Origin of the sequence: Saccharothrix sp. (assembly GCF_031180885.1) — a bacterium.
Lineage (GTDB): Bacteria > Actinomycetota > Actinomycetes > Mycobacteriales > Pseudonocardiaceae > Actinosynnema.
In genome coordinates this window covers 1-12040 of record NZ_JAPSLK010000102.1, presented here as the reverse complement: position 1 = coordinate 12040, position 12040 = coordinate 1, and the positions used below count along the sequence as shown (strand labels likewise).

The following is a 12040-nucleotide window of genomic DNA, read 5'->3' as shown; positions in this document are numbered from 1 at the left end:
AAGACCACGGCCGCGGCCGGCGCGCCGCCGATGACCGACGCGAACGAGCCCTCGACGGCCAGGACCGTCATGTTCGGGTTGAGCGCCTTGGAGAACACCACGAACGCGCCGCCGTGGTAGCGGGAGATCACGCAGAACACGATCGGGCCGCGGAAGTTCACGATCGCCCGGCCGATCTCGGCGCCGTACTCCAACTGGAGTTCCCGCATCGACTCCGGCGAGCCGTCGAAGCCCGACAGGTTCGCCAGCACCACCAGCGGCCGGTTGCCGCTGGCCGCGTTGATCGCCCGCGCCGCCTTCTTCGACGACTTGGGGAACAGCGTGCCGGCCGTGTACGAGTCGGGGCCGTCGGTGGGCGGGAACCCGTGCCGCGGCACCGCCCGCGACTCGATGCCCAGCAGGCACACCGGGATGCCGCCCAGGTGGACGTCCTGCACGACCGCGGTGTCCGCTTCGGCCATCCCGCGCCACCGCTCCAGCACCGGGTGGTCCTGGTCGGACAACGCCCGCATGACCGTGCGGATGTCGAACGGCTTCTTGCGGTCCGGGTTGGCCTCGACCGAGAAGATCTCGCCCACCGTGGTGAACGGGCTGTCCGGCGAGGTGTGCGGGTACGCGCACACGTCCCGGTCCACCGGGTCGGTGGTCGGCGCGCGGCGCGGGCCGGCCTCGCCCGGCGCGATGAAGCTGTGCTCGTAGTGCGCCATGAGCACGTCCCGCGCGGCGCGCAGGTCCGGCGCCCAGTACTGCGCCTGGCCGTTGGGGCCCATGACCCGGTCGTAGCCGCCGATGCCGAAGTTGTCCTCGGCCGACACGCCGCCGGAGAAGTCCAGCGACTGCTTGCCGGTGAGCACCATGGCCGAGTCCGGCGTCATGACCAGGATGCCCTTGGTGTGCATGAGCATCGTGGCCTCGGCGTTCCAGTACGGCTGGGCGCCGACGTTGATGCCCGCGACCACGACGTTGATCTCGCCGCCCGCCTGGGTGAACTCGACGATCCGCTTGAGCGCCGCGGCGACCCAGTCCATGTTCTCCGTGCCGGAGGTCATGGAGATCCGGGCGCCGGCGGACAGCGCGAACCACTCGACCGGCACCTTCAGCCGCTCGGCCAGGTCCAGGGCCTCGATGACCCGGGCGCACTCCGGCTCGGACAGCGCGCCCAGCGCCTTGGTCGGGTCGCCCAGCAGCACCACGCGGGTCATGCCCTCGGGGTGCTTGGCGGTGGGCGTGGTGACCGTGCCCAGGACGATCGCGGCGGTGTTGCGCCCGCGCGGCCGGTCCACGGCGGCCAGGTGACCGTCGACCAGGTCGTACTCGGTGAACGACCCGTTGGGGCCGGTGAGCACGTCGATCAGCTCGTACGGGTAGACGGTGCCCCGGCTGCGGGCGCGCAGGACGTTCTGCCGGTAGTCGTCCAGCGGCCGGACCGGGTCGGTCGGCGGCTTGACGAACGACAGCCGCACGCCCGCGCCCGCGTCGTCGCCGATGCGCACGGCGATGTCGACCAGCTTCCCGGCCTCGTCCCGGCGGCGGGCCAGGAACAGCACCTCTTCCAGACCCAACCCGCTGGTCGTGGGCAGGACGCGCTGCGCCACCGCGTCCAGGTCGGCCGAGCCGAGGTCGGTGGGCGGCCACGCGTAGAGCACGATCCGGTTGGTCGCGGGGCGGTGGCCGCCGCCGTGGCGGCTGCGGGCGCGGCGGATGGCGTCCAGGCACGCGGCCAGGACGTCCTCGGCGGCGGGCAGGGCGGCGATCCGGCCTTCGTCGTCGCGCAACGGGGTCAGGTCGCGGACCTGGGCCAACGCCACCAGGCGCTCGTCGGACGGGTTCTCCTTCGCCACGCACCGGTAGAGGTAGACCTCCTCGTCCAGCGACGGCAGGCGGGTGAGGTCGAAGTCGCGCAGCCGGTCCAGCTGCATCCGCTCGGCGATGCGCGGGTGCAGGCCCCGGACCAGGCGCTCCTCGGCCAGGCCGTGTAGCGACGGGCGGAAGGTGAAGTGGTGGTGCATGGCCTCGTCGCGCCGGCCCGCCACCGTGGTGGTGATGCGGTCCAACGCGGTCGGCAGCGGCTGGGCGGTCAGCGCCTCGCGCAGCTTGGCCGCCATCTCCTCGTGGTCGGCCGGGCCGTCCGGCCAGGTCACGTAGACGTCCGCGACCAGGGGCTGGTCACCGGCCAACTCGGCCAGCGCGCGCACGGCCCCGGGCAGCGCGGCGAAGTCCACGGCGGTGCTCACCATGCGGGTGCCCCGGTTCTCGGCGGCGACGAACACGCAGTCGCCGACCCGCTCGGGGCGGATCGCGGTGAGCGCGTCGTTGCCGTAGTACCGGCGGGCCAGCACCTCCAGCAGCGGGGCGTGGTCGGCGCCGGGGCGGCCGATGCGCTGGCCCAGCAGCCGCACCAGCGGCTCGGGGCTCGCGACCATGACCGCGATCCGCTCGGCGCGGTCCGGCGCGTCCGGGTGCCGGTCGAGGTGGATCAGGTGCTTGCGCACCTCCGAGTGCACGCGGGCCCGGGAGCGGCGCAGCATCGGCTGGGCGAACCAGCGGAACACCACACCGCGCGCCAGGTCCGACACGGCCGGGAACCGCACCTGCGTGGCGGCCACCAGGTGCTCCAGGGCCAGGCCCACGGTCACCCGGTCGTCCTCGGCCGGCGGGGCCTCGGTCAGCCACTGCCGCAGCACGGCGGCCACGACGTTCGCGTCGGCGGTGGCGCGCTGCTGGGCCAGGAAGATGCGGAAGACCGCCTCCTCCAGCGCGGGCGTGCGCTCCAGGTCCGTGACGCCGTAGTTGGCCAGCGCGGTGGACAGCTTCCGGCGGAACGTGGCCGACACGCCGGCCCGGTCCGGTTCGAGGCTGCGCAGGTAGGTGTGGAAGTACTCGCGCGGGCTGTGCACCCGGTTGTCCGGCTGCTCCTCGCCGACCGGCTTGTTGCGGCTCAGCTCGGACAGGTCGGCGAACAGCCGCAGCAGCCCGGCTTCCGCGGCCAGCGGGCGTTCGGCCAGCTCGGCGCGCTTGTCCAGGTAGGCGGCGGCGAGCTGGTCCGCGCCGCCGGGCTCGGTGTCGAAGCCCAGCAGCAGGTCGCGCAGCTCCTGGCGCAGGTCGTCGGCGGTGGTCTCGGCGGACGCGGCGGGCAGGTCCAGCTCGACGGCCGGACCGGCGGAGGCGGGCGCGGCGTCCTCGCCGTCGCCCACCGGCTCCAGCCGCAGCAGCGGGGCGCCCGCGGGGACCTGGCTGCCGACCGACACCGCGGACTCGCGCAGCCGGGCGCGGAACGGCGCGCGCAGCACCGTCTCCATCTTCATGGCTTCCAGGACCAGGACCGGCGCGCCGGCCTCGACCTCGTCTCCGACCTCCAGCGGGGTGGCCACCACCAGCGCGGGCATGGGGGAGCGCAGCACGCCGCCCTCGTCCCGGCTGACCCGGTGGGTGACGCCGTCGACCTCGACGTGGTGGACCGGGCCGTGCACGCCGGTGACGACGCGGTAGCGCACGCCGTTGACCAGGAGGCGGCCGGTGTTCTCGTCGAACCGCTCGACGTCCACGTCCGCGGTGTGCACGGGGCCGGAGGCGGCGGAGACGCCCACCCGGAACCGGTGCCCGCCGACGCGGGCCACGTGCACGCGGTAGCTCTGGCCGCGCAGCGTGAACTCCAGCACCCGACCGGCCTCGTGCCGGGTGTGCGGGCGCCCGCCGCGCGCGGAGGTGAACAGCTGCCGGCGGGCCAGCTGCTCCTCGTCCTCGTAGACCTCGATCGCCGCGGCGGCCAGCGCGACCGCCGAGTGCCGGTGGCTGACCAGCCCGCCCTGGGCGCGGACCCGGTCGATCCAGCCGGTGTCCGCGGTCGCGTCCAGCACGGCGGGCTCGTCGAGCAGGTCGAGCACGAAGCTCTTGTTGGTCGCGCCGCCCTCGATGATCACGGTGGTCTCGGCCAGCGCGCGGCGCAGGCGGGCCAGCGCCTCGTCGCGGTCGCGGCCGTGGGCGATGATCTTGGCGATCATCGAGTCGAAGTCCGGCGGGATGGAGTCGCCCTCGCTGACGCCGGTGTCCACCCGGATGCCGGGGCCGGCGGGCAGTTCGAGCCGCTCGATGCGGCCGGGGCAGGGCGCGAAGTCGCGGTCGGGGTCCTCGGCGTTCAGCCGCGCCTCGATCGCGTGACCCCACTCGACCGGCTTCTCCCCTTCGAGCTTGCCGCCCGCCGCCACGTGGATCTGGGCGCGGACCAGGTCGAACCCGGTGGTGATCTCGGTGATCGGGTGCTCGACCTGCAGGCGGGTGTTGACCTCCAGGAACGCGAACTGCCGGTCACCGGGGTGGTAGAGGAACTCGACCGTGCACGCGCCCCGGTAGCCCACGGCCAGCGCGAGCCGTTCGGCGGAGGCCTTCAGGTCCTGGACCTGGTCGGGCTCCAGCACCGGGGAGGCGGACTCCTCGATGATCTTCTGGTTGCGCCGCTGCACCGAGCAGTCGCGCACGCCCAGCGCCCACGCCGTGCCCTGGCCGTCCGCGATGACCTGCACCTCGACGTGCCGGGCGCCGGTGACCAGGCGCTCCAGGAACATCACGCCGCTGCCGAACGCGCGCAGCGCCTCCTGGCTGGTCCGGTCGAACGCGTCGACCAGCTCCTCCTCGGAGGTGATGACCCGGATGCCCCGGCCGCCACCGCCGGCGGTGGCCTTGAGCATCAGCGGGTAGCCGACCTCGCGGGCCGCCTTCAGCGCGGCGTCCAGGTCCTCGACCGCGCCGCGCGACCAGGGCGCGACGGGGACGCCGACCTCCTCGGCGATCAGCTTCGCGCCGATCTTGTCGCCCAGCTTGCGCATGGCCTCCGGGTCGGGCCCGATGAAGGTCACGCCGGTGCGGGCGCACAGCTCGGCGAACGCCGGGTCCTCGGCGACGAAGCCCCAGCCGACCCAGGCCGCGTCGGCCCCGGTCTGGCGCAGGGCCCGTTCGAGCACCGCCAGGTCCAGGTACGGCCGGTTCGCGGCGGGACCCAGGTCGTGGGCGAAGTCGGCCTCCCGGACGAAGGTGGCCGTGCTGTCGACGTCGGTGTGCAGGGCCACGGTGTCGATCCGCGACCCGGTCTGCGCGGCCAGGTCGCGCACGGCGTGGATGAGCCGCATGGCGGCTTCGCCCCGGTTGACGATGGCGATTCGGGAGAACAAAAAAGCTCCTCGTCGGACGTGCGGTCGGTGGCGACCGTCGGGGACCAGCCTTTATGCAGATGCGCGGGATGCCAACGGTGGCAGCTATGCGTGTTGCCGCCCCAAACTTGTAGGAACCCTACAAAGTGGCTGGTGGATGCGCCCCGGCCGTGAGACTGATCACCCGGCGAGCACGGTCGCGAGCGGCGTGGCGGGGTGGCCGGCGAGGCGCTCGACGTGGTCGGTGACCCCGGCCATCTCGCTGGCGGCGATCGCGGTGTAGGTCGAGACCCAGGCGTCGACCTGCCAGTCCGGCGCCCGGTAGACCTCGCGGGACCGGTAGGCCTCCTCGACCGTCTCGGCGTGGTAGGTCGTGGGCTGCCCGGTGACCCGCTGGATGGTCTCGGCGACCTCGGCCAGGGTGAGCGCCTCGGGTCCGGTCATGTCGTAGGTCTCGCCGCCGTGGGCGTGCGGGTCGAGCAGCACGGCGGTGGCGGCGTCGGCGATGTCGTCCAGGGCGACCAGCGACACCTTGCCGTTGCCCGCCGGACCCCGGATGACGCCGTCCTGGCCGCGGAAGAACGGGGCGAAGTCGGCGTAGAGGTTGTCGCGGAGGAAGGTGTGCGCCAACCCCGAGGTCCTGATGTAGGACTCGGTGGCGTAGTGGTCGCGGGCCAGGGTGAAGGTGGCGTCGGCGGCCGCGCCGTAGAACGAGATGTAGACCAGGTGCCGGACCTCGGCGTCGACGGCGGCGTCCACGAAGGACCGGTGGTGCTCCACCCGTTCGGGGGACTCGGCGGCGGAGACCATGAGCACGGTCTCAGCGCCCCGCAGCGCTTCCCGGACGGCGGCCCAGTCCTCGAAGCTGGCCGTGACGACGGACGCGCCGGGCAGTTCGGGCGCCCGCGCGGGGTCGCGCACCACCAGCCGCTGCGTCACACCCCGCTCCGCCAGCCGCCGCGCGACCCGACCACCGAGCCGCCCGGTGGCCCCGGTGACGGCGATGACGGCGTTGCGGGACTGCTCGGCCACGGACTGCTCCCCGTTCCGATGTGGACGACGAACCCACCGTATCGGCCCGCCGCGCTCTCCGCTCAGGCGGCGGGTGCCTCGGGGGTCCACCCCCGGCTCGGCGTCCGCCGCCGTCACGAACCGGCCCGGCCGGCCCTGGCCCAGCGGTCGGCCGGCGGCGGGTCGATCCGGTGCACCGGGGCCACCACGATGTCGTGCACCCGCCAGTCGAAGTCGCGGGTCCAGCGCTGGAGGCGGGCGCAGCGGTCCACCAGGTCGTGGTCGTCGGTCGGCACCACCAGCAGTTCGCCGACGAACACGTGCCCCTCCTCCCGCAGCCGCAGCCAGGCGTCGGCCACCCAGTCGTGGTCCAGCACGCCGGCCAGCAGCGCGTCCGGCAACGGGTGCGGGCCGCTCTCGTCGACCAGGCGCGGTCGGTTGTCCATCAGATTGGCCACCGCTCCCCGGGTCGTGCGCACGCCGTCCCGGACGATGTCCGCGCCGATCACCACGGCCGCCAGCGGGTCCGCCCACCACCAACCCACACCAATGCCGAGCACGCCCAGGGCGGCCGCGCCCGCGGTCAGCCAGTCCGCCCGGTTCATCTCCGCGTCGGCGAAGAGGACCTTGTCGTGCAGTTGGCGGGCGATGCGCAGCTTGGCTCGGCCCAACAGGATCGCCGGGACCATCGTGGACACCAGGACGGCGATCATCAGCCAGCCCAGCCAGACCTGGACGCCGAACAGCTCCACCAGGCCGATCGGGATCCGTTCACCGGTCACCAGCCGGACGATCGAGTCGTAGCAGACATAAGCGCCCAAACCGAACAGCGCGACCGAACCCGCCAGGAACGCGACGCTCACCGAGCGGTGGTAGCCGTACGGAAATCGGTGGTCGGGGGACCGGTTGCGGTACCGGGCCGCGATCAGGAACGCCAGCGGCGGCACCAACCCGAGCATGTCCTCGATCCACGCGGCCTTCATGGCCTGGGACTGGCCCAACGTCACCGCCAGCAACGCCACCGCCCCGATGAAGAACGCGATCGTCCACCACTCCAGCCGCACGGCCTTCCGGTGCAGCTCGGCCTTCTCGGGCGGCAGTTCGAACCGGTCGTACACGCTCACGGGCCGGACCTCCCGACGTCCGCGAGCAGCCGCTCCACCTCGCCGTCGGGCACCTCCACCAGGAACCGCTCCACCTCGACCAGCCAGGCGTTCTCACCCAGCGGCAACGCCCACACGTGCCGGCGTTCCAGCAGCACGTGCCCGCCCGCCCGCAGCCCCAACGCGCCCAACCGCCAGTGCTCGACCGCCACCGGCAACGCCCGCGCCTCGGCGGCGTCCCCGACCGGCACCACCTCGGCCCCCTCGTCGGCCAGCGCGGCGGCCTCGGCGGTGCCGGACCGGGCCGCGACCCGCCGGCCGGACAGGTCGGGCGGGACCTCGACGCCGTCGACCGCCGCCACCACCACGCGGGTCGTGGCGTACGGGCGGGTCAGGGCGGCGTGGTCGGTCCACGGCACGTCATCGGTCAGCCCACCCACCACGAGGTCGAGTTGGCGTTCCTCCAGCGCGGCCATGAGCGTGGACTCCGGACCGGGGTGCCACTCGACGCGTGCCCCCAGCTTGCCCGCCAGCCGCCGCACCAGCCCCGGCTCCGCCCCGGAGACCTCGCCCGCCACCACGGTCCACGGCGGGTTCTCCGCCACACCCACCCTCAGCACCCCGCCGCGGACCCGGTCCAGGGTCCCTTCCGTGTCACGCGGGATGCCGCACCCGGCCAGGAGCACCGCCGCGAGCACGACGATCCGCCACATGCAGCCACCTCCGCCCGGTGCATACCCGTTAAAGAGGTGATCGACTCGCGGTCAGGGCAGGGGTGGGAGTTGGAGCGCGACGGTGATGAGCGAGTGGACGCGGGTCGCGATCGCGGCCAGCACGCCCTGCATCTCCGGCGACGCGGCCTCGGCACTGGCGTGCAGCGTGCGCAGGTCCTCGTCGATGCGCCCGAGGATCTCCATCACGTCCGCCTGGCCCGCGGTGAGCGCGGACGCGATCTCCTCCAGCGGCACGCCCTGCACCTCCAGCCGCTGCACGAGGTGGATCCGCTCGACGTCGGCGGGGTGGTACAGCCGGTAGTTGCCCGCGGTGCGCTTGGCGGGGGTGAGCAGGCCGAGGGTCGTGCAGTAGTCCACCGTGCGCGGGCTGACCTGGGCGCGGGCCGCGAGTTCGCCGATCTTGAGCAGGGCATCGGTCACCCTGGCTCCTCTCACCGACCACTCAGCGTGAACCGTACAGTGCCACGTGCTGGTCTGAAGCGTGCCTGGTGGAACCGATAGCAAGCCGGAGGCGATCAACCCAGAGGAGTTCAGCACCGTGGGCTCGCCATGGGGGTCAGCCGGGCGTCACCCGGCCGGTTACTGCAACCGTCGGTAACGAACGCGCTGGTCGCGGCCAAGCGGCACCGGCTGGAGGCCGGCACGGGTCGGGCGGCGCGGGCGGCGGTCGCCGGCGTGCGCGAGCTGTCGCTGATGCCGGCGGGCGCGCAGCTGGGCATCACGTTGTGCACCTTGGGGTTGGGCGCGTTGGCCAAGCCCGCCGTGGCCGATCTGCTCGATCCCGTGCTGCGGGCGACCGGCCTGCCGGACGGGGTGGCGTACGGGGTCGCGTTCGCGATCAGCCTGGCGCTGGTGGTGTTCCTGCACATGGTGGTGGGCGAGATGGCGCCCAAGTCGTGGGCCATCGCGCACCCCGAGCTGTCCGCGGTGCTGCTGGCGCTGCCGTTCCGCGGCTTCCCGCACTCGGTTCGGTGGGTCTTCAGTGGACTGAACGGCCTGACGAACGCGTTGCTGCGCCTGCTGAAGGTGCAGCCGCAGGACGAGTTGGCGCAGGCGCACCGCCCGGAGGACCTGCGGACGCTGGTCCGCCAGTCCGCCGAGCACGGCCTGATCCCGGAGGGTCAGCGCAAGCTGCTCACCCGGATGTTGCAGGTGCAGCAGACCACGGTGGCGCAGGTGATGGTACCGATCGACCAAGCGGTCAGCGTCACCGAGCACACCGGCGCGCTCGCGGTGGAGCGGCGCAGCCGGGAGCCGGGGCGCTCGCGGTTCCCGGTGCTGGACCGGCACGGCGAGTACGTCGGCCTGGTCCACATCCGGGACGCCGTGCGCGCGGTCGCGGCCGGTGCGCCGAAGAAGGCGCGGGACCTGATGACCACGCCGTTGACCCTGCCGGCCGCGCTGCCGGTTGCGCGTGCGGTGACCGCGATGCGCGCCAACCGGGCTCAACCGGCCCTGGTGGACCACGGCGGGTCGGTCGTGGGCATCGCGGCGCTGGAGGACCTGCTGGAGGAGCTGATCGGCGACTTCGAGGACGAGACCGACGCCCGGTTTGGCGGTCGCCCCTCGGGGCACCTCTGACGCATGGCGACATCGCGGGACGACCGCCGGGTCACCGTCGTGCCCGGCGGTCCGGTGCTGGTGGAGGGGCCGGTCGAGGTCGTGGGCGAGGACGGCGTGGTGGCGCGGTCCGACCGGTTCCTGGTGGCCTTGTGCACGTGCCGGCGCAGCAAGCGGCAGCCGTGGTGCGACACCAGCCACCGCGAGCGGAGGCGTTCAGGCGGCGCGGTCTGAGGCGGGCCACACGTAGGGCAGGTCCGGCGGCACGTCCGGGAACAGCGGGCCGTAGTGCCCGGGGTCCTTGCGGACCAAGGCGGAACGGTGGCTGTGGTGCAGGTCCTCGTCACCCAGCCACGGCGGCAGGTCACCGGACGCGGCCAGGTCGGCCTGGGTGCGGACCTCGGTGTGGCCGCGCACGTCCCTCAGGCCCGTGCGCAGGGTGGCCGCGCAGGTGTCGGCGTGGCCGATCGCGCACCACGCCGCGCAGATCTCCAGGCCGTAGCGGACCAGCGCCTCCTCGTACCCGGTCCACATCTTGACCGCCGGGTGGTGCCGCCAGCCGTAGCCGGGGACGACCAGCCCGCGCAGCACCTGGATGGCCTCGACGCGCTGCTTGCCCAGCCGCCGCTTGTCCAGCACGCGCGCGGTGGCGGCGAAGTCGGCGTAGGGCAGGAAGGTCTGCACGGGCGTCGGCTACCCGCCCGGGGCGGCTTCATGCGCGGAACCCTGTTTCAGCGCGGCCAGGTAGCGGGCGGCGACGGCCAGGGCGAGGGACGTGCGGTCCGGGAAGTGCCGGTAGACGGTGGCCCGGCCCAGCCCCGTGCGGCGGGCGATGCGGTGTTCGGGCACGCGTTCGGCCGCATCGCCGACTACACCACGAGCAACCCGCTGACGCGGTCGGACCGGCAGGCCCGGCTGGCCGAGAACCGACTGGGCGCGAGCCCGCCGACCGCGCCGATCTACCCGTACCACGGGCTGGTCGACGAGATCATCCCGTTGGCGCGCGGGCGCAGACCCCGCGGCGGGAGTACTGCGCGGCCGGGGTGGCGGTGACCTGGGGCGTGTACCTGGGTGAGCACGTGACGACGCTGGTGTCGGCGGCCGGTGACGTGGTGTCGTACCTGGCCGACCGGTTCGCGGGCACACCGCCGCGCACCAACCGCTGAGGTCAGGGCGCCACCAGGAACACCCAGGTCGGGCCGGGCGCGAGGGGCACTTCGGCGCCGCCGGCGGTGAAGCGGGTCGGTTCGGCCGGGGTGGGGCGGTTCCAGGTGACGTCGAACGCGAGGCCGTCGCGCAGGAGGACCGCCGGGCCGGAGCCGATGGTCACGATGACGGGGGACGGGCTGCCGCTCGCGTCCTCGACGGCGACACCGGCCCGGGCGGTCACCTGCTGCACGACCACGTTCGCCGGGCTGACCTGACCTTTCTCGGTCGACCGCAACGGCTCGCCGTCGGCGGTGACCGCCCAGCCGCCGTTCCACCTCAGGTCGAACCTCGCGCCCGGGTACGTGACTTCCCAGGTGGTCACCGGTCGACCGCCCGGCGGGGCGGGGCCGGGTTGGGGTGCTGCTTCTGGACCTGCGCCCGGGTTCGGCAGGTTGCGCGGTCGCACGTAGAGGTTGTGCGGGGCGACGCGGTCGTTGTCGCGGAAGTAGGCGGCGGGCGCGTCCTCCGGTGCCGCCCGGACCAGAGCCGACCGCTCCAGCAGCGGGTTGAGGACGGGTGCCGAGCCGGAGTAGGCGAGGACCGGGGAGCCGTAGCGGGCAAGCAGTTCCAGGTCGGTCTCCCGCACGCTGCGCACCGGGCCGACCACGTCCGGCGGGGCGGAGTAGACGGCGGCGAACCGGGTCAGACCGCCCTCGACCGGTTCCACGAACACCACGTCGGCGGACCCCAATCCGGTGTGAGGGCGGGCCGCGGGCGCGTTGTCGATCTTGACGACGTAGACGCCGGGCAGCGTCGGCCGGCTCGTCGTGGGCGGTGGTGGGGCAGGGGTGTCACGTTCGGGCAGGAACACGACGGCGGCAGCGATCCCGGCCGCGACAACCGCGACCGCGGCGGCGACTGCCCACCTGCGCACGTGCCTCCGGCCCCCACTTCCATTGTCCCACGGGGTACCGACAGTTCTGCTCTACGAACGCTTCCGACGATCCACCGCCAATGTCGGTCGCGCTACGGCCGAAAGTCCCGGCGACCGAAATCGTCGTACCCCCGTGGGACAATGGAACCGGGGGCCGGAGGCCACCCACCCCCCGCACCGGCCTTCTCGCTGCCGGGCCTGTTCCCTGCCGGGCCACTCGGCGCTGGCCCTCTCGCCACCCGCCCGCCCGCCGCCAGCCCGGCCGCTGCCTGCCTGCGCGCTGCCTGCCTGCGCGCTGCCTGCCTGCGCGCTGCCTGCCTGCGCGCTGCCTGCCTGCGCGCTGCCTGCCTGCGCGCTGCCTGCCTGCGCGCTGCCTGCCTGCGCGCTGCCTGCCTGCGCGCTGCC

At 73.6% G+C, this 12040-nt stretch carries 11 protein-coding genes; 3 read left to right on the top strand and 8 right to left on the bottom strand.

Features of this window, described 5'->3' with window-relative positions; genetic code table 11:
- From RIN75_RS43125 to RIN75_RS43105, 5 genes are all read right to left on the bottom strand, one after another.
- A partial coding sequence (locus RIN75_RS43125) for a biotin carboxylase N-terminal domain-containing protein (RefSeq protein ID WP_309117901.1) occupies positions 1-5165 on the bottom strand: 5165 nt, incomplete at its 3' end.
- A 159-nt stretch (positions 5166-5324) separates the two neighbouring features.
- A complete protein-coding gene (locus RIN75_RS43120) occupies positions 5325-6176 on the bottom strand; it encodes an SDR family oxidoreductase (RefSeq protein WP_309117900.1) in 852 nt (283 codons plus the stop codon).
- 113 nt (positions 6177-6289) lie between these two features.
- Positions 6290-7279: a cation diffusion facilitator family transporter gene (locus tag RIN75_RS43115; RefSeq protein WP_309117899.1), complete on the bottom strand. Its 990-nt coding sequence runs from the start codon at positions 7277-7279 to the stop codon at positions 6290-6292.
- Positions 7276-7971 carry a transporter substrate-binding domain-containing protein gene (locus RIN75_RS43110; RefSeq protein WP_309117898.1) on the bottom strand — a complete coding sequence of 232 codons (696 nt, stop codon included), beginning with the start codon at positions 7969-7971 and terminating at the stop codon, positions 7276-7278. The genes RIN75_RS43115 and RIN75_RS43110 overlap by 4 nt, the downstream gene beginning before the upstream one ends.
- Positions 7972-8022: 51 nt before the next feature.
- Entirely contained in the window at positions 8023-8412 is a 390-nt protein-coding gene (locus RIN75_RS43105) for a MerR family transcriptional regulator (protein WP_309117897.1), read from the bottom strand.
- Positions 8413-8541: 129 nt separating this feature from the next.
- Here RIN75_RS43105 and RIN75_RS43100 point away from each other — a divergent pair, with 129 nt between their 5' ends.
- Positions 8542-9573, top strand: a complete 1032-nt coding sequence (locus RIN75_RS43100; protein ID WP_309117896.1) for a hemolysin family protein — start codon at positions 8542-8544, stop codon at positions 9571-9573.
- Between the two features lie 3 nt (positions 9574-9576).
- Entirely contained in the window at positions 9577-9786 is a 210-nt protein-coding gene (locus RIN75_RS43095) for a CDGSH iron-sulfur domain-containing protein (RefSeq protein WP_309117895.1), read from the top strand.
- Here RIN75_RS43095 and RIN75_RS43090 read toward each other — a convergent pair.
- Together RIN75_RS43090 and RIN75_RS43085 are read right to left on the bottom strand one after the other, a co-directional pair.
- Entirely contained in the window at positions 9769-10236 is a 468-nt protein-coding gene (locus RIN75_RS43090; protein WP_309117894.1) for an MSMEG_6728 family protein, read from the bottom strand. The two genes, RIN75_RS43095 and RIN75_RS43090, sit on opposite strands and share 18 nt — an antisense overlap.
- Positions 10237-10245: 9 nt before the next feature.
- On the bottom strand, positions 10246-10401 hold the full coding sequence (locus RIN75_RS43085) for a TetR family transcriptional regulator (protein ID WP_309117893.1): 156 nt from the start codon (positions 10399-10401) through the stop codon (positions 10246-10248).
- Here RIN75_RS43085 and RIN75_RS43080 point away from each other — a divergent pair.
- The gene (locus RIN75_RS43080; RefSeq protein WP_309117892.1) at positions 10390-10605 is read left to right on the top strand and encodes a hypothetical protein; all 216 of its coding nucleotides are present in this window, start codon (positions 10390-10392) and stop codon (positions 10603-10605) included. The genes RIN75_RS43085 and RIN75_RS43080 overlap by 12 nt on opposite strands.
- A 115-nt stretch (positions 10606-10720) precedes the next feature.
- On the opposite strand, the gene RIN75_RS43075 is transcribed toward RIN75_RS43080, so the two are convergent.
- Positions 10721-11635, bottom strand: a complete 915-nt coding sequence (locus tag RIN75_RS43075; protein WP_309117891.1) for a DUF3048 domain-containing protein — start codon at positions 11633-11635, stop codon at positions 10721-10723.
- Positions 11636-12040 lie beyond the last annotated feature (405 nt).